The 18,295-nt window shown below is 45.0% G+C and carries 13 protein-coding genes; all 13 read left to right on the forward strand.

Translation table 11 applies throughout. The annotated features are described in order from the left end of the window. Positions 1-12: 12 nt before the first annotated feature. From ABEB05_RS09250 to ABEB05_RS09310, 13 genes are read left to right on the forward strand one after another with little or no spacing between them, the layout of a single operon-like run. Positions 13-1,809, forward strand: a complete 1,797-nt coding sequence (locus ABEB05_RS09250; protein WP_265789547.1) for a phage tail sheath family protein — start codon at positions 13-15, stop codon at positions 1,807-1,809. Positions 1,810-1,833: 24 nt separating this feature from the next. Beyond that, a complete protein-coding gene (locus ABEB05_RS09255) occupies positions 1,834-2,265 on the forward strand; it encodes a phage tail protein (protein WP_265789549.1) in 432 nt (143 codons plus the stop codon). Next, a complete protein-coding gene (locus ABEB05_RS09260; RefSeq protein ID WP_265789551.1) occupies positions 2,265-2,708 on the forward strand; it encodes a phage tail protein in 444 nt (147 codons plus the stop codon). The genes ABEB05_RS09255 and ABEB05_RS09260 overlap by 1 nt, the downstream gene beginning before the upstream one ends. Before the next feature lie 9 nt (positions 2,709-2,717). After that, a complete protein-coding gene (locus ABEB05_RS09265) occupies positions 2,718-2,894 on the forward strand; it encodes a DUF5908 family protein (protein ID WP_265789554.1) in 177 nt (58 codons plus the stop codon). Between the two features lie 6 nt (positions 2,895-2,900). Next, the gene (locus ABEB05_RS09270) at positions 2,901-3,584 is read left to right on the forward strand and encodes a CIS tube protein (protein WP_265789555.1); all 684 of its coding nucleotides are present in this window, start codon (positions 2,901-2,903) and stop codon (positions 3,582-3,584) included. 4 nt (positions 3,585-3,588) lie between these two features. Beyond that, on the forward strand, positions 3,589-5,349 hold the full coding sequence (gene vgrG / locus ABEB05_RS09275) for a type VI secretion system tip protein VgrG (protein WP_265789557.1): 1,761 nt from the start codon (positions 3,589-3,591) through the stop codon (positions 5,347-5,349). Positions 5,350-5,391: 42 nt separating this feature from the next. Continuing rightward, positions 5,392-5,685 carry a PAAR domain-containing protein gene (locus ABEB05_RS09280; protein ID WP_265789559.1) on the forward strand — a complete coding sequence of 98 codons (294 nt, stop codon included), beginning with the start codon at positions 5,392-5,394 and terminating at the stop codon, positions 5,683-5,685. A 10-nt stretch (positions 5,686-5,695) separates the two neighbouring features. Beyond that, positions 5,696-6,106: a GPW/gp25 family protein gene (locus ABEB05_RS09285; protein WP_265789561.1), complete on the forward strand. Its 411-nt coding sequence runs from the start codon at positions 5,696-5,698 to the stop codon at positions 6,104-6,106. A gap of 12 nt (positions 6,107-6,118) precedes the next feature. Further along, positions 6,119-9,199 (forward strand): baseplate J/gp47 family protein, encoded by a 3,081-nt coding sequence (locus tag ABEB05_RS09290; RefSeq protein WP_265789563.1) that lies wholly within the window; start codon positions 6,119-6,121, stop codon positions 9,197-9,199. Positions 9,200-9,202: 3 nt separating this feature from the next. Next, positions 9,203-11,920 (forward strand): YegP family protein, encoded by a 2,718-nt coding sequence (locus ABEB05_RS09295; RefSeq protein WP_265789565.1) that lies wholly within the window; start codon positions 9,203-9,205, stop codon positions 11,918-11,920. Then, positions 11,907-15,509, forward strand: coding sequence for a hypothetical protein (locus ABEB05_RS09300; RefSeq protein WP_265789567.1), 3,603 nt, complete (start codon positions 11,907-11,909; stop codon positions 15,507-15,509). Before ABEB05_RS09295 ends, ABEB05_RS09300 begins: the two co-directional genes overlap by 14 nt. After that, positions 15,493-16,932, forward strand: coding sequence for a contractile injection system tape measure protein (locus ABEB05_RS09305; RefSeq protein ID WP_265789569.1), 1,440 nt, complete (start codon positions 15,493-15,495; stop codon positions 16,930-16,932). The genes ABEB05_RS09300 and ABEB05_RS09305 overlap by 17 nt, the downstream gene beginning before the upstream one ends. Beyond that, on the forward strand, positions 16,932-18,290 hold the full coding sequence (locus ABEB05_RS09310) for an ATP-binding protein (protein ID WP_265789571.1): 1,359 nt from the start codon (positions 16,932-16,934) through the stop codon (positions 18,288-18,290). Before ABEB05_RS09305 ends, ABEB05_RS09310 begins: the two co-directional genes overlap by 1 nt. The last annotated feature ends 5 nt before the right edge of the window (positions 18,291-18,295 follow it).

Below are 18,295 nucleotides of genomic sequence, written 5' to 3' on the forward strand. Positions count from 1 at the left end.
ATCCCTGCAGCTATGAGTTATAAAACACCCGGCGTTTATGTAGAGGAAAAGTCACTGTTTCCGCCTTCCGTAGCACAAGTAGAAACCGCAATCCCGGCCTTTATCGGCTTTACGGAAATGGCTGAGGATGAGGAGGGAAATACACTGCATGAAACGCCAACACGTATTGAATCGATGCTGGAATATGAAACCTACTTCGGGGGACCGCAACCGCAGGCGTTTGAAGTGAACCTGGCTGAAGAAGCTCCGTATTTGCCTCAGTCCTTAAGTTTTCAAGGAGGTAAAACTCCTTACCTGATGCATCCCGCCCTGGAAATGTTTTATGCAAACGGAGGGGGACCTTGCTATATCGTCTCGGTCGGAGATTACGATGACGCAACTGAGGTATCCAGCCTGGACAGTATCGAGGATTACCAGGAGTTAAAGGATGGGCTGGATAAAATCCGTAAAGTCGATGAAGTGACGCTGATCGTTTTGCCGGAAGCCAGTCAGTTATCAGCGGATAGCCAATACGATTTGTATAAGGATGTGCTGATGCAGTGTGGTGATCTGCAGGACCGGTTTGGTATCTTTGATGTGCGAAGCGAAGATGATGATGGCAGCGATTTTCGAAATGGCATTGGCACCTCCTTTCTTCGCTATGGAGCGGCATACTATCCGCATCTTAATACTTCAGTCTCGTATGCATATACCCCGGAAGCGGTAACATTTAAGCATGCTTCCGGTCCTTTTGATGATTTTGTATGGAATGAAGTGCAAATACTTGCTGAAGCTCTTAATTTGCAACAGCAGCTGGAAGATGCTAAAACCAGGGTAGATGGTGCCGATACAGATGCGCAAGCTGAGCCTATTGAATCAATACGAAAAGATGAGTTTGTAGCTTTATTGGGCATTGCAAAAAGAAATGCTGATAAGGCTATTTCTTTTGCCGAAGATGCTTTGGAATTAATTGCTGATGAGACGTTTACTTCTTCTGATCTGGATGCTGCAAAGACCGAATATGCTGACTCAGAATCTATTGATGATTCTAATACCAAGGAAGAGATAAGAGACGCTATTGGAGCCTTCCAGGGAGCAACCGAGGATGCTCAAACGGCTATGGAGGCTATTATTACAGAACTTAATGATCCGAACCAAACATCCATACCGGAAAGCAGTAATTCAGATATTGAGGATCACTATACAAATGAGTTTCAGTCCGAATTGACAAAGCTGCTTGATGAAGAGAGAATGACCATGCCGCCATCTTCAACAATGGCGGGTATTTACGCCAAAGTAGACGAAGACCGCGGCGTCTGGAAGTCACCGGCGAATGTGAGTATTAACCGGGTATCGGGCCCCGCGGAAAAATTGACGATCAGTGAAAATGATAGCTTTAACGTACATCCCACGGGTAAATCGATTAATGTTATCCGTGCATTTACCGGCAAGGGCACGCTGGTTTGGGGCGCCCGAACGCTGGATGGCAACAGCAATGAGTGGCGCTATATTTCAGTGCGGCGTTTCTTCAATATGGTAGAGGAATCGGTGAAGAAAGCCACCGAGCCGTTCGTGTTTGAACCCAACGATGCCAATACATGGGTCAAGGTGAAAGCGATGATTGAAAACTTTTTGACGGTACAGTGGCGGTCCGGCGCCTTGATGGGCGCCAAGCCTGAAGATGCCTTTTATGTGAAAGTAGGGCTGGGTGAGACGATGACTCAGCAAAATGTATTGGAAGGCGAAATGATTGTAGAGATCGGTATGGCGGTCGTACGTCCGGCCGAGTTTATTATCCTGCGTTTTTCTCACAAAATGCTCGAATCGTAATTTTCATAACTAAAACCAAGTATCATGAGTGATTATCCATTAGTAAAATTTCATTTCCAGGTAGAATGGGGCGGTACAAAGATCGGGTTTTCAGAAGTCTCTGGCCTGAATGTAGAAACAGAACCTATCGAATACCGCCATGGAGCCAGTCCGGAGTTCACCAAAACCAAAATGCCGGGCTTGCAAAAGTATAGTAATATTACCCTTAAACGGGGGTCGTTTCAGAGTGACAACGAGTTCTATGAGTGGTGGAATACGATAAGGCTGAATACTATAGAACGGCGCGATATTACGATTTCCCTGCTCAACGAAGAGCATGAGCCGCTTATCACCTGGAAAGTCAAAAATGCATGGCCGATTAAGGTTGAATCAACGGATCTGAAAGCCGACGGCAACGAGGTAGCGATCGAATCTATGGAGCTTGCACACGAAGGATTAACGATAGAGTATCAATAATGGCAGAATCTTATCCGCCGGTCAGTTTTTATTACCAGGTATCGTTCAATGGTATTGGAGATAATGCCATTGATACCCGGTTCCAGTCCGTTTCGGGACTCTCGGCAGAGGTTAAAACCGAAACCTATAAAGAGGGTGGAGAAAACCGCTTTGAACATGTATTGCCGGTGCGGTCCAGCTATTCGGATATTACCCTGAAGCGGGGGCTGGCTACCGACTCCAAACTCATCAAGTGGTTTACTGATACCTTTGATACGATGCAGGTACAGCCGGTTACGATTGATATCATGCTGCTTAATGAGGAGGGAGATCCGTTGGTAAGCTGGAACCTCGTACATGCCTGGCCTAAAAAATGGAGTATCTCCGATTTTGATGCCGAGCAAAACGCCATCGCAATTGAAACACTGGAGCTGCACTATCGAACATTTTCAATCAATATGTGAGGATTGATTATGCCAATTGAGATTAAGGAACTGCACATTAAGGTAAATGTGGAAGAGCCATCGCCGGAGCGATCAAGGTCAAGGCCCGGCCGACGACCGCCTCAGGCGACCGGGGATCGTGATAATTTGGTTGACCTATGCGTAGAAAAAGTGTTGGAAGTATTAAAGCAGAAAAACCGCAGGTAGTGTATTATGGCTGATGAAACCCTGAAAATGCTTATCGTCGGATATAAAAATGCTGAATTTACAATTCCGGCGCCAGTCCCGCCTTTTAAAGCTCACGTTAATCCCGAGAGCTATACCCAGTCGGTGTATGTTAATTATTCCGAATTACAGGCATCGGGTACCAGCAGTGCCGCTAATAAATATAATAATACGGATCCCCAGACACTCAGATTTGAATTTTTGCTCGATAGATCTGGTGCGCTGGGCAACCTCGAAAGCGGGCCGGTCGGAGTTACACCGGATATCATGCACTTTAAGAAATTGGCGCTTAGTTATGACGGTGAAATTCACCGTCCTCGTTATCTGATGCTGGTATGGGGTACGCTCCTGTTTAAGTGCCAGTTGCAGAGCCTGGAGATTGAACACAAGATGTTTAGTCCGCAGGGACTGCCTTTGCGGGCTGTGTTAAAAACGACCTTTAAGAAGTATGTGGAGGAAACAGAGCGAGTTGCACGCGAAAATAAAAGTTCTCCCGACTTAACGCATGTTCGTACCGTCGAAGAGGGGGATACCCTGCCACTGATGACGTATAATATTTATGGCGACTCCAGGTATTACCTTGAAGTGGCCCGGATTAACGGGATTACTGATTTTCGAAATTTAAAACAGGGAAGCGAAATTGTGTTTCCACCTCTTGAAAAGATGAATTAATAATATGCCGGTTTTACCAACAGATATTCTTTCAAACAGTGCAAGAACCAACGGTGTGGTAACTCATACTATCCTGGTTGATGGGGAGGAAGTCCCATCGACAGTAGAAGTGTACTCTATCGATATCTGGAATGAGTTGAACCGTATTCCCCGGGCGAAAGTGGTTATTCTTGATGGTAACACCGCAGATCAGACTTTCAAGGTCAGTGAAGAGGATTGGTTCGTGCCGGGCAATGAAATTGAAATTCAGCTGGGGTATGAGTCTGAAGAAAATACGGTGTTCAAAGGAATCGTTACGGGGCAGTCTATTAAAATGCGCTCCAATGGCAATAGTATATTAACCGTGAGCTGTACCGACCCGGCTATAAAACTCACCACTATTCCCAAGAGCCGGTATTTTTATGACGCTACCGAAAGCGAGGTTTTTGAAACGATTATTAGTGAATATGGCAACGTAAGTGCGGATGTAGAAACTACGCAGTTTACCCATAAGGAAATTTTGCAGTTTCAGTCTACCGATTGGGATTTTATTCAGAGCCGGGCTGATATAAATGGGCTGTTTTGCCACGTTGAGGGAGGCACTATTTCTATTAAGAAACCGGACTTTGGCCAAGAGCCTGAAGAAACTGTTGTGTATGGCAATAACCTGTTGGAGATTGATGCCGAAATGGATGGTACAAGCCAAATGGGATCGGTAAAAGGGATTTCCTGGGATTATTCTAAAACCGAACCCAGTGAGGTAGATGCTGCTTCTTCTTCGCCGGTAACGCCGGGGAATATCAGCTCTGGTGATCTCTCGGGGAGTTTTGAAAATAAGGAGTGGTTTCTCCGGGCCGGTGCTAAAATACCCAGCGAAGTGTTGCAGACATGGGCGAATGCCAAGCTCATGAAGCACGAGCTGGCTAAGGTCCGGGGCCGGGCTAAAATTCGCGGTTTATCTACGATTAATCCGGGAGCGGTTATTACCCTGGAAGGGGTCGGTGATCGGTTTAATGGCAATGCATTTGTGAGCGGTGTAAAGCATAGCTTTTATAAGGGGGAGTGGGTGATGGATGTGCAGTTTGGCCTTTCTCCGGAGTGGTTTAGCGAGCAATATAAAATTTCCGAGGAGCCTGCAGCCGGAATGATGCCTTCTGTGAGCGGACTTCAAATCGGACTGGTTACGCAAATCGAGGAAGATCCGGATGGCGATGAACGTATCCTCGTTCGGTTACCGATGATTGATACCGAGGAGCAGGGGGTGTGGGCACGGCTGGCTACGGCAGGGGCAGGAGATAACCGGGGAGTAATTGTACGCCCCGAAATAGATGATGAAGTGGTGGTGGGCTTTATCCACGGCGATCCCAACCAGCCGATTATTTTAGGTTCCCTGAATAGTGCTAATAATCCGGCACCTATTGCGGCCAGTGATGATAATCATGAGAAGGGATGGGTGAGCCGCGGGGAAATAAAGATGCTGCTCAATGATGATGCTCCTTCTATAATTATTGAAATGCCTTCGGGCAAGAAAATTTCTGTCGATGACGATGCGGGAGAAATTGTCATGGAAGATGAGAACGGCAACAGCATGGTTATGAATAGTGATGGTATTACCGTGGAAAGTCCTTCGGATATCAATATTAAGGCCACTGGTGATCTGAATCTTGAGGGGACAAATATCAATGTCAAAGCCAATGCAGGTTTTAAGGCTGAAGGATCGGCCTCGGCCGAAGTGAGCTCGAGTGGTAGTACTACGATTAAAGGAAGTATAGTGCAAATTAATTGATGAAAGATTTTTAGAATTTAAAAAGTATAAACGCAAGTAACTATGCCGTCAGCAGCAAGAATAACCGATATGCACATTTGCCCAATGGTGAATCCGGGTGGGGCTCCCCATGTGGGGGGACCCGTTTTACCCCCGGGAGCACCTACCGTTCTAATTGAGGGATTACCCGCCGCCCGGATGGGTGATATGGCTACGTGCTCTGGACCACCCGATACGATCATCCAGGGATCGGCAACGGTGTTAATAGAGGGCAAACCGGCTGCAAGGATGGGAGATATGACTTCACACGGCGGACAAATTGTAGCAGGCAGCGGAACGGTAATAATTGGAGGCTAACGAAACGCTTATGGAGAATGGGAAAGATTTTTTAGGCAGCGGATGGAGTTTTCCCCCTGCATTTGATAAAGAAGACGGTAAGGTACAATTAACGCATAACCGGGAAGATATTGAACGCAGTCTTGAAATACTGGTGGGCACGCGTAAAGGTGAACGGGTTATGCGTCCTGAGTATGGCTGTAATCTTGATGATATGGTGTTCGAATCCTTCAATTTATCGATGAAAACGTATCTGGCTGATCTGGTTGAAACGGCTATTCTGTATTATGAACCGCGTATTGAACCGTTGAATATTAATATTGACGAGACTTTTATATATGAAGGCCGGCTGATGATTGAAATTGAGTACCTGATCCGGGCTACCAATTCTCGTTTTAACAAGGTGTTTCCCTTTTACCTGGAAGAAGGAACCGAAATATAATGACAAACATGAATGAGTGACTCCTGTCAACATAGCAATCCGCTTATCCATCAGGGTACTTCGCAATCCGGACGTTTTCTGGATGCATTGGATCCGGAAAAAGTGAAGCTACATGATTTGGATGCCGATGACTGGCTGGATTTTGCCTATGAATATGCACGGCTTGTCAATTTTTATGCGGAAGATAATGCCGAAGAGCCCCGGGGAGACTGGCAGGATTTCTTTGAAACCGAAGGTGATATTGAATCGCTGCTGGAGCGTTATGGTGACGGAGAGGTCGAGCCGCATCTTGCCCTTTTTATCAGCTTTCTGAAGTTGTTGGCTTATCCGCAGGAAAGCATTAATGAATTGCCCCAGCGACATCTTGATTTCTACTATAAAGACGTACTTAAGCTAAAGAAGCAGCCATATACGCCAGATAAGGTGCATGTTCTTTTTGAGTTGGCCCAAAATGCTCAGCAAGAACTGGTCGATTCAGGCGTGCTTTTAAAAGCGGGAAAAGACAGCGAGGGAAATCCTCTCAATTATAGTACGACCACTCCATTGGTCGTTAATTCCGCACAGGTAGCTTCTTTAAAGTCCGTATATGTTGACGAAGGTATACTAAGACATGCCCCTGTCACGGATTCTGCAGATGGCCAGGGCAAGGAATTTAAAGAGGAGAACAGCTGGCCGGCTTTTGGGAGAGAAGAGTGGCCCGAGGAAGATCTGATGTGGCCGGAAGCAGAGCTAAGTTTTTATGTGGCATCGCACCTGCTGGATCTTCAAGAGGGAAACAGAATAATTACGCTTGCAATCGAGCTTGCCAATCCCTCACTGCTGGAGGATCTTTCACCGACTAATATTAAAGCCTACTTTACCGGAGAGAAGGGATGGCTTGATCCTGTACAGGCAACTTTTTCCGGAGGCAATAAAACAAAATGGCAGTTTGAGCTGAATGCGGAAGAGGACCCGGTATTGGGTTATAAAGAGGCGGTACACGAGGCTTCTATCGGTACCGACCAGCCAGTCGTGAAGGTGACATTCAGTGATCCCGATTATTATGAGAATTTGAAGAGAGCGAAAATAAAAAGTATAGAGCTTAAGGTGGAAGTGGAGGGCGTTAAAACCCTGCAGTTGCAAAACGAGCTGGGGAACCTGGATCCCACCAAGCCATTTCGTCCTTTTGGATCTTCGCCCAAAATAGGATCAAAGTTGTCTGTTGTATATCCGGAGATGTATGGCAAGCCGGTTTCACGTTTTGAACTTAGTATGCGATGGTTGAATCTTCCGGCCAATTTCAGTGAACATTATAAACATTATGAGGATGCTATAAACAGCAAAAAACAAAGCTATAGTTATAAGATCGATGACCAAATTAATTATAATGCTGCTGTTTTTTACAATACTGAGTGGCTGGTAGGTGGAATACCGGTTTGGGAAATTATAAACGGATCCGATGGTCCCCCGGATGATAATATGCGAGAAAACTTTAAAGTTGAGGTTACTTCTCCTTTCGAGACCGGATCCGATACATTTGAGTTGTTCACGGACCCTGCACAGGTTAAGGTAGATATTGCTGGTACTGGCATAACTAAAAAGGGGGAAATTGAGCTGGCTTTAACCGAGTCATTTTATCACGATTTATATCCCGAGCTGTATGTTAATGCAGTGATGGAGGCCCAGAAAACCACCGGTGATATGTCAATCACAATTGAAGGGACAGAGGTAGAAGTGGAAGGGGATGAAGGATCTGGTTCGGTTGATTTGCCCAATGAGCCTTATACACCGCTGCTTGATCAGCTTACCCTCAGTTATACTGCCCGGGAAGATATTTCATTTACAGAAGAGTTGGATGAGGATCTATCTACTGTACTGTTTCACCGGCATCCCTTCGGCACCAAGCGCGTTATTGCTGAAAACAAAACACTGTTGCCATCCTATAATCATGGTACTTTGTTTGTCGGATTGGAAAAAATGGAGTCCGGTAGTAATATCAGCCTGCTGTTTCAGGTGGCGGAAGGGAGCGAGAATCCTTTGTACAGTAACTTTCCTGAGGGAGAAACTCATATTGAATGGGCGGTACTGTCAGATAACGACTGGATAGATTTGAAAGACCATTTTACCCGTAACGAAACCAATAACTTTCTCCGGTCGGGTATTGTGGAGATTGCTATTCCCGAAGAGGCTACCAGTAATAATACGCTTGTAAACGGCGGGCTGCATTGGTTGCGCATCCATTTGAAAAAAGAGCCGGATGCCGTTTGCCGGTTTACCGGTATACACGCGCAGGCAGCTACGGCTGTGTTCCATAATCAGGAAAATACCACCGATCACCTGGAGGCCGGTTTGCCCGCCGAAACAATTGGGAAAATGGTAAACCCGCGCGCAAAGCTTAAATCAGTTAGCCAGCCGTATGAATCTTTCGGGGGAAGGCCGACCGAAACAGACAACGCTTTTTACCGTCGGGTGAGTGAGCGCCTGCGACATAAAAATCGCGCAGTAAGCATTTGGGATTACGAGCATGTTGTTTTGGAACAATTCCCTTCCCTATATAAAGTAAAATGCCTGAATCATGCGTATTGGGACGGCAGCGAACTTGATGAAATGAGTCCCGGAAATGTAACGCTGGTCCTGATTCCAAAGTTGACCGAAGAGAATATCGAACACCGGTTAGAACCAAGGGTAAGCCAGGATTTTAAAGACCGGGTGGAGGAATATGTGGCTAAACATAATTCACTTCATGCTGATACCAGGGCGGCCAATGCGGTTTACGAGCCGGTTCGTTTTCAATTTGATATTCGTTTTGATGCGGGACTGGATTTTAGTTTCTACGAAAAGCAAGCGAAAGAAGATCTGAAACGGCTGATGGCTCCCTGGGTATTTGACCCGGAGATCAATATTCGTTTTGGGGGTTCTTTTACAGAGTATCAGATTGTAAACTACCTGGAGAATCTGGAGTACGTCGATTATATCGAGGATTTCAAGATGTTTCACAAGCCGGTAAACAGCGATGAGGAGATAAAAAAATCCGAAGTCAAGCCTTCGAATGCGATGGCTATTCTGGTGCCGGCACAAAATCATAGCATTAATCCTGCAACAGCCTGTACTTAAATTATGGAATCAAGCACTATTCCAAAAAATATCGAAACAAATGACGATCGTGACTTTGAGTTTCTGCGCGAGGAAGGGCTGAGGCATATCGAAGAGCTGAGCCGGAAACTATGGACTGATTATAATACCCATGATCCGGGGATCACTTTTTTGGAGGTGCTTTGTTATGCCATTACGGATTTGGGTAATAGGGTCAATTTGCCCATTCGTGATTTGATTACCTCCTCCAAAGAGGAGAAAGAATCGCTGGCCGATGATTTTCCAACGGCCAAGCAGATTCTTACCACCAAGCCGGTCAGTGAAAGCGATTATCGCAAGTTGTTTATCGATATTGAAGGGGTCAACAATGCTTTTATTCGTGTGGATACCGATCATACGCTCTACAGCCATTGCCTGCAGATGGATGAAGCTACGGAAGAGTTTCGGCAAGGTATATTAAGTTATGACGGGGATCTGCAGTTCGATTATAAGAAGGTGGATGAGTTCAACTTAAAGGGATTGTATAACATTTATTTTGAACCAACTCATGATATCCAGTTTTTGCCGGATGCAGAGCGGAAGGTACGTATCGATGAAATTACCAGCGAGATAAAAGAGCGGTATCATGCTAACCGTAATCTCTGTGAAGACCTGGCTGAGGTAAAGGAAATTGATGAGCTAAAACTGTTGGTTTGTGGAGATATTGAGCTTGAAAACTCCGCTAATGCTGTGGAAGTGCTGGTAGAGATGCTTTTTCGTATTCAGATGTATTTATCCCCTTCAGTCAGTCGGTATACGCTGAATCAGCTTCTGGATGAGGGTATGCCGGTTGAAGATATCTTTGAGGGCCCCGTTCTGGAGAACGGTTTTATTCGTGATGACGAACTAAGTAATGCTGATATCAAGACCGAAGTGCACCTTTCCGATCTGGTGCAGATTGTCATGGAAACTCCCGGTGTTTCCGATATCCGGAAATTACGTATGGCAAGATGTGGGGATAATGGAAAAGAGCCTGCGGAGATGAACCTGGATAAATGGACCATCTGCTTTCCGCCTGATCATGAAAAAATACTTCGGTTGTGTCTGGATCGCAGCATCAGGACCATGAATTTATTTAAAGATGTCATTCCTGTTGATGTGGATTCAGCAACCATTAAGGAAAAACTGGAGGAACGTATCAGAGTACATCAGGAAAGCCTGAAGCTGAGCTATGACGATATCCCAATTGAGGAGGGCAGTTCTTTTGAAACCGGGCATTTCAGTACCGTCCAAAACGATCTGCCACAGCTTTATGGGACGGGTGAATACGGACTTTCTCCTTCACTGCCCGAAGAGCGCCACGCCAAAGCAAAACAGCTAAAAAGTTACCTCTTGTTCTTTGACCAGATTCTAGCCACCTATTTTGGTCATCTGAAGCATTTTGGACAGTTGTTATCGGCGGATATCAACAATCGGAGCTATTTTGTAAATGAAGTACAGAATGTAAATGATTTTGAGGATCTGGTAAGTAATCCTGCCCTTTATGCTGGTGAAATTGAGAATATTCTTGATGAGCTGGATGACTTTGATGAACGAAAAAACGCTTTTCTGGATCATCTGCTTTCTCGTTTTGCAGAGAATATGAATGAATATGCTTTTTCCATGCTGGAAGGATTCGGAGAAGAAATAAGCAGTGCCACCTTATGGCATAAGTCCACGCTGCTAGAGGAATACCCGGAGGTCAGTGCCGGACGATCCAGCGCTTTTAATTATTATGCTGAAGATGCTGAAGTCTGGGAAACCTACAATGTGAGCGGACTCGAACATCGCCTGGCTAGACTGTTGGGAATCAGGGATTACTCTCGCCGCGATCTTACCACTTATGATTATGAGTTTTACCAGGAAGAAGATGACGACGATATTTCCGAGTGGCGCTGGCGCATCCGTAATACTGCCGGAGAGATTATGTTTTCGAGCAGTAAACACTACCATAGCAGGGCAGAGGCAGAAGAAGAGATGTGGATCGCTGTTTCGCTGGCCTGGGATAAAAGTAATTACCAGTTGCTTCCGACCGAGTCGGGTGACAAGTTTTATTTCAACCTGGTGGATGAACATAAAGAGGTCGTCGCCCGGCATATTAAGTATTACACATCCCGCGAAGCTGCCGAGGCCGATATCGAAGAATTTTCGGAGTATATGTTTGACAAGGTTTCGGATGAGGGGATGTTCCTTTTTGAGCATATCCTGTTCCGACCGGACCGGGAGGATCCTGATGCTGATCAAAAGTTTATGGACATCTGTATGGATTCCGATTGCAAGCAATGCAAACCGGGTGACCCCTATTCATTAAGAATGACTATCGTTTTTCCGGGATGGACTAAACGGTTTTCAAATGTATACTTTCGTGAGTTTGCTGAAAACCTAATCCGCCGGGAAGTACCAGCCCATATTATGACTCGCATTTGCTGGATCGGCAACGAAAAGGAAATAGAAAGCGAATCTGATGAACCCGAAGATGGCCAGATGACAAAGCTTGAGGAGCTTTACAAGAAATGGTTAACCAAAAAGATGCAAAGTCCCGAAGATCAAAAAGACAATGAGTTTCTAAAGCCGCTGGTAGATTTACTGCATGAACTGGAAACGGTCTATCCGGCAGGAACTCTGCACGATTGCAGTACCTCAGGCGACAGCAGCACCTCCATCATATTGGGACGTTCAACTATAGGAGAATTAAAAAAACAAGAAGAAAATGGCGACGAATAAATCACTATACGACCCGGTGCCCACCTATCGAAAGTTTGTTGATAATCAGGTGCTAACTGATGATCAACTCAATGCTGTATTGGATCATCTTAACTACCAAGACCAGCTTTCGCGTGTGCTCTTAAGTGGAGTGGGCATCGTCTGCGGACTTCATTTGTCATTAAATACAAATGGAGAAACCAGCATAGAAATTACCAGCGGTGCTGCGGTGACTACCGATGGTAACTTGTTGAAAGTGGGCGAAACCACCTTCAAAGGATTCAAGCGTTTCAGGGATGATAACGTCAAATACTCCCGCTTCTTACAGGATGGAGAGTCTACTATGCCTCTTTGGGAGCTGGAAACCGATACCGATCCTTCTGATGTTCATACACTTGAAAATTTCGAAAGTGAGGTAGGATTTCCATTAGAGGAGGCAATAGCCGTTCTCTATCTTGAAGATTATCTTAAAGAACAGGAAGACTGTTCACCCGTGGACTGTGATACCCAGGGACGTGAAGTCGTGAATACCATTCGGGTGCTTTTGGTTTCGCCGGGAAACGCGGAAAAAATAGCACAGGGAGATTCAATTTTATCGGATCTGCTATCTGAGGAGGGAGAGCCACTGGTTAATACATTGTCTCCCATATATACTCCGAGAGTGGTGCTTAATAAAGCAAATACGGATAGTTATGAGAAGTTCAGGAAAGCATATAATGTACAGTTTAGTAGTCTGGCCAATCGTATTATTCAGTTGGGAAATTTGGGCCTGTTCCATGATATCTTAGAAGAGCAGGATGTAAATCCTGATAATGTGCTTGGGAGCCTTTCCGGTACTTTCTTTAACACGCAGTACCTGTACGACTTTTACAAAGATCTGGTTACCGCATACAATGAGCTGCGAGATTTATTGAAAAAATATTATGCTATCTGCTGTCCCGATCCGGATGCATTCCCAAAGCATGTGCTTTTGGGGTCGCTGGTCAAATCCGAAACTCCCTGGCGGCACGAATTTTATCCATCACCTATTCTGAATCATCCCAACAGCTTGAATAGTTTGAAATCTGCCTTTAAAAGACTGTTGCTGATGATCAAGGACTTTAGGACAGAACGAAAAGATCGAGTTCAAATTACTCCTTCCCGTAACGGTCATTTTCGGATTGGAGAGCAGGCCATCCCATTTTATTATGACCTGGAGAATTCTGAAGATCCGCTTACTTTTCTTGAAAATTGGAAAGAGGAGGATATAGATCTCGTACCCAATTATTACGGCTATGATTATCCCGAAAGTGATTTTGATCCATTAGATGTTTGTCTGGACGATCATGATTTTTATCGTATTGAAGGACATGTCGGTCATCATGTAATGGACGTGCACGAAGAACTTCAGGATATACAAGAAGAAAAAGGTTTGGCTTTTGATATCAAGCCGGTAGCTATTGGGGAATACCCGGACGAAGAAACCATTGACTATGACAAATACCGGGTCTATTTCGAAGATCTGCAAGTGGTATTGCAAGCCTGGAATGAAGAGCAGGAGTGTTTGATGGAGTCCGCCAGCAAATTTTTATCCGGCTTTAGTCTTGCAGAACCCGGCCGACATGTCAACTATACCATAGAGAATAATGGTGATAGTGACGTCAATTCTGTATCGACTGGTATGCCTTTAATAACAGCCTACCGCAAGAAAAAAGAGCAGCCGTCATATACTGCTTATCGGACAAAAGCCAAAGAAAATTATGTGCTTAAAGGTATTACAGAAGAACAAGGTACGCTGGGAGGCACTATGCATGAACATAATACCATTGTTTCTAATTATAACAGAGGTGAAATTATTTATAACACGGGAAAAGCAGTTGAGGGATTTGTAGAAGATTGGGAAATAGATATCAAAGAAGCTGCAGTGAATATCCCGGTAGAATTACTCGGTCATTTGAAAGAGACAGAAGATCATAAACTGACCGATATTGAAGATTTTACTGAAGAAAATCTCAAAAAATATATTGATGCGCTTAAAGCCCAGTGTAAACAGGCCCAAACTTCAAAAAAACGGTTCCAGCGTTTGTCTGGATTGAAAGAGTATACTGCTGCTCAGCCTTGGATAGAGCAGTATGAATTTATATTGAATCGGATTATATCGTCCTGTTGTCTTATCAAAAAGGTGGAGGTGCTTTATGAAAAAATACTGGAGCGCAAGCAAGAGGTATTGAAACAAAGGGTGCTGGATAACTTTGTTGACCGGCATCCCGGGGCTGAACACAAAGCTGGCGTACCTGATGGAGGGACTTTTATCGTGTTGTATTTGTCAAGAAGGCAGGAGCCCGAGGGTCGTACTCTGAGAGCGGAATTGGAATCTGATCGCCGGGGAATAGTTGCAATGAGTACAAGTAGCTTGGCAAACAGGAAACAGCAACTTCCTCACGGTACGGTCATTGGCGACCTCTGCTTGCCTTATATCTGCTGTTCTGAAACCCCATCAACTACATTTGTATTCCCCGAACAGCTCGCTACGCTCCGTCTGCCTGTTGGTCATGTATGTGTGGGTGAGGATGATGAAGTAGATCCTGTTCGGATGGATGTAACACCTGCTGATGGCGAGATCAAGGCCTATATCCAGGAGCGTGAACTCAGTGGGGTCATCATCCGGAATGAGAACGGCCTTTTCTTCGATCCAAATCAGGTGTCTTCAGATGATTATGATAAGGTTATCCGGTTTAAGGTAAACGGTCAGCCGGTCGAACCTATATTGCAGATATATCGCAAACCGGAACCGGGCTTTACATACGATGATGAAATTACCTTCAGAGAGGAGAATACCATTGCCGTGGTTACCTTTGAAAATATCTCCGAACCGTTCGATGAGCTCACTTTTGAATGGGACTTCGCAGGGGAGGTGGTTAAGGATGAAAATTCCGTGGTGTTCAAGCATACTTTTAATGTTGAGCCCGGCGAAAACTATGACTTCCAGGTAAGGCTTAAAGCTTTCAACGGCTCGTGCGAGGAGACGTTTACAGAAAGTGTGAATATTGACGTGCCGGATATCGAAGAACCGGTTGAGGATTGCGAGGAAGTTACTGCAGCTACGATTCGAAATACCAGAAATATCATGGACAGACTATTCCAGGCGAATCCGGATATCCTTTCGGAAGTTCAACCTTCATACCAGGATGAGGTGCAACCGGTATATGAAAAGATACTTGAAAATACTGAAGAAGCTTTTAGTGGAGGTATGGATGAGGAGGTTTTCGCCTTTATCCAGAATGCTCACTTTGCTATTCAGGAAATGATAGGTACCTATAATACGGATACTGAGCGGGAGTTTTCGCTTTTAGTTTATTATGAGCTTATACTGCTTTATTTCTATCTGCAGGCCTGTCGTGAGGAAGATATCGAGGTGCATGCTCAGATCTCTGATGTTGCAGGTGGGTGGGCAGACTTTACAGATCGGGCAAGGGAAGAGTTCCCTGAAGCACTTGAGGCTCTCATTGGAAGCAATGACATCCATGAAAAACTTGTGATTATTCGCAAGAGGATGAATCAGCGTTTTGATGAAGAAATTGCTGATATTGTAGACGATTTAATTTCAAAATTAAATGAAGTCAGTGGATAATGAGCAAAAACATATCATCAATAAAGTAAAGGCCGAACTGACGATTCCTCCCACCTTATCACAAGAAGGAGACAGGTCAGAACAGTTGAAGCAAGCGATCCAAAATGCGCTTGATAATATCGTGCCGGAACTGGACCGTACGTATGGGGATAACAGGAGTTACCGGATGGAGTTTCTTTCAGTAGAACTCAACTTACAAAAGGATGATCTGTCACAGCTTGAAACGTTGCTTGAGGAAGCACTGATTGATAAAATGATAAGTGCGGGGCATAAAGCTGATAATCAAAGTAAAAAAGAGGATGAGAAGCAACACTTTGAAAAAATTGAGCCCGGACAGCGTCGGGTAGATCTGCTCAGTTACTTTTTGAAAACAGGTCAATTCCCCTGGTGGGCCGAAGGCGCATCATCTGCCGATCTTGAAGATAGGCTGAGGGAAATGTCTGCCAAGGAGTGGCAGGATCTTATCAAGCCGATGGTTCTGGTTCATCCGGAAGTTCTGCGCAGGCTTGCTGCTCAATTTCCCGAAGATCTCCTCCAGCAATTAATAAAAAAATCTTCGGGCAGGAAAGCATATTCCGTAGATGAAATCATTAAGGCATTGAAGGATATCAGTTCCTTTCTTGGAGACCAACATTTAGCTTATGGTACAAGGCGGCGGATTGTTACACGGCTTTATGAACATGCTTTTTCAGGGATAATATTTGATGAGGAGACTAAGCCCATTTTTAATAAAATAATGGGAGTCACCTTCGCAAGTTTCCGTGATGTGGGGACGGGCATTGAGGAATGGAAAAAATGGCTGGAAAAGTCTGACGGAAATAAATATTTCTGGCTTAATTTGCTGGATGACAAACCAGAAATAGAATTAGAGGAAGAGGAAAAAGAAGTGGAGCAGGATAGAGATACTGAGATCGGGGAAGATGATGATTTATCCGTTTCCAATGGCGGATTGGTACTCTTGAATCCTTTTATTGAATCATTATTTGAGAATTTGGGCTTGTTGGAGGAAGGAGAATTCAGTCAACAGTCTGCCCGCGAACGAGCGGTTTGCCTACTGTATTATCTGGCTACGGGTCATGAAGAGTTCCCGGAACATGAATTGGCATTGCCCAAATTTTTATGCGGATGGCCTTCGGGAGAGCCTATCAACCGGTTTCTACCGATAAGTGAGTATGAAATAGAAGAATGTGATGCAATGCTGAACAGTGCCATTACTCACTGGGAGGCTTTAAAAAATACGTCTATTAATGGATTCCGGAGTAATTTCCTGCAGCGGAAGGGTATTCTACGCGAGGAGGAGTTTGGCTGGTCGCTTTATGTCGAGCGGGAAACGCAGGATATCCTGCTTGAAAAGCTGCCGTGGAGCTTGTCGGTCGTCAAACATGAGTGGATGGATGAAATGTTAACCGTACACTGGCAATAATGATGGATTATCAGCAACTCATAGCATCGGTGCAGCAATTTATTTTTCATCGCCTGGAGCATTACTTTGAAAAACGGGAGAAGGCTCCTTCTCTAAAAGATTTTAAGCTAACCCTGCAGAAAAATAATCCTCTTCATCAACTGGTCCGGTCACGTCGGCTGGGAAAGGAGGAACAGCTTCTGCTGGGTATTGCTCTGATCCCGCATCTGAATCCCGCTTTATATTCCAATCTCATCCGGCACTTCCTGCCGCAAGGGGGAGATTTGCCCATATTTGGTGCAGCCAAAGGCAAGAATCACCGGGGCGTTATTCCAACGGGAGAAACAGCTCAGTTTATCTTGGCCGGATCGGATATTAATGAACGGCTAAGGGTGGTAGATTTGCTCAAAGAGTCTGAATTAATTCAAGATCAGATTTTGAACCTCGAGAGCATGCCAGCGGGAGAGCCCGAAATGAGCGGCAAGCTTACGGTTGCCGATGAGTATGTCGACTTGTTTTTAACAGGTAAAAGGTCCACACCTTCATTCGGACCTGATTTCCCGGCCCAGAAAATTGAGACTGAGCGGGATTGGGAGGATTTGGTTTTGTCGGACGATGTCAAAGAGCAGATTGAGGAGCTAAAGATATGGATGAATCATAATGACCGGTTAATGAAAGAGTGGGAGATGGATAAAAAGTTGAAGCCGGGCTATAGGGCCCTTTTCTACGGACCTTCAGGAACCGGGAAAACGCTTACGGCTACCCTTTTGGGAAAATATACCGACCGGGAGGTTTTTCGGGTAGATTTATCTACTATCGTTTCCAAATATATCGGTGAAACGGAGAAGAACCTGGAAAAGCTCTTCTCCAAAGCCGCCAACAAGGACTGGATTCTGTTTTTTGATGAGGCTGATGCTCTTTTTGGCAAACGAACCGAGGTAAGTGATGCCCATGACCGTTATGCCAATCAGGAGGTGAGCTATCTGCTGCAGCGCGTTGAGAATTTTGGAGGTCTGGTGATACTATCCACCAATTACAAATCCAATATTGACGATGCTTTCCTGAGGCGCTTTAATGCCATTATTAAGTTTCCCTTTCCAGATGCGGAAGAGCGGCATCTTATCTGGAAAAAATCACTGCCGGAGAAAGCCCAGTTAGAAAAAGAATTGGATCTGTCTGAGATAGCGGCTCGGTATAAGCTTACCGGCGGCAGTATTATAAATGTTGTGCACCAGGCTTCCCTGAAATCAATAAGTAACGACTCTGATGTTATCACTTTAGAGAGTGTCTTGCACGGGATCAAGCGGGAGGTGGAAAAGGAAGGCAAGGTTTTTAACAACCTGCTGGAAAAGAAAGTGAAACTGAACGGTAAACAATGAGGACA

This window comes from Fodinibius salicampi (assembly GCF_039545095.1).
GTDB classification, from domain to species: Bacteria; Bacteroidota; Rhodothermia; order Balneolales; family Balneolaceae; genus Fodinibius; species Fodinibius salicampi.

What these genes read in the sequence shown, in the direction of transcription:
- ABEB05_RS09300 (WP_265789567.1), top strand. Translation starts at nt 11,907, where the DNA reads ATGGCGACGAATAAATCACTATACGACCCGGTGCCCACCTATCGAAAG.
- ABEB05_RS09265 (WP_265789554.1), top strand. Translation starts at nt 2,718, where the DNA reads ATGCCAATTGAGATTAAGGAACTGCACATTAAGGTAAATGTGGAAGAG.
- ABEB05_RS09270 (WP_265789555.1), top strand. Translation starts at nt 2,901, where the DNA reads ATGGCTGATGAAACCCTGAAAATGCTTATCGTCGGATATAAAAATGCT.
- ABEB05_RS09250 (WP_265789547.1), top strand. Translation starts at nt 13, where the DNA reads ATGAGTTATAAAACACCCGGCGTTTATGTAGAGGAAAAGTCACTGTTT.
- ABEB05_RS09280 (WP_265789559.1), top strand. Translation starts at nt 5,392, where the DNA reads ATGCCGTCAGCAGCAAGAATAACCGATATGCACATTTGCCCAATGGTG.
- ABEB05_RS09305 (WP_265789569.1), top strand. Translation starts at nt 15,493, where the DNA reads ATGAAGTCAGTGGATAATGAGCAAAAACATATCATCAATAAAGTAAAG.
- ABEB05_RS09260 (WP_265789551.1), top strand. Translation starts at nt 2,265, where the DNA reads ATGGCAGAATCTTATCCGCCGGTCAGTTTTTATTACCAGGTATCGTTC.
- ABEB05_RS09295 (WP_265789565.1), top strand. Translation starts at nt 9,203, where the DNA reads ATGGAATCAAGCACTATTCCAAAAAATATCGAAACAAATGACGATCGT.
- ABEB05_RS09255 (WP_265789549.1), top strand. Translation starts at nt 1,834, where the DNA reads ATGAGTGATTATCCATTAGTAAAATTTCATTTCCAGGTAGAATGGGGC.
- ABEB05_RS09290 (WP_265789563.1), top strand. Translation starts at nt 6,119, where the DNA reads ATGAGTGACTCCTGTCAACATAGCAATCCGCTTATCCATCAGGGTACT.
- ABEB05_RS09285 (WP_265789561.1), top strand. Translation starts at nt 5,696, where the DNA reads ATGGAGAATGGGAAAGATTTTTTAGGCAGCGGATGGAGTTTTCCCCCT.
- vgrG (WP_265789557.1), top strand. Translation starts at nt 3,589, where the DNA reads ATGCCGGTTTTACCAACAGATATTCTTTCAAACAGTGCAAGAACCAAC.
- ABEB05_RS09310 (WP_265789571.1), top strand. Translation starts at nt 16,932, where the DNA reads ATGATGGATTATCAGCAACTCATAGCATCGGTGCAGCAATTTATTTTT.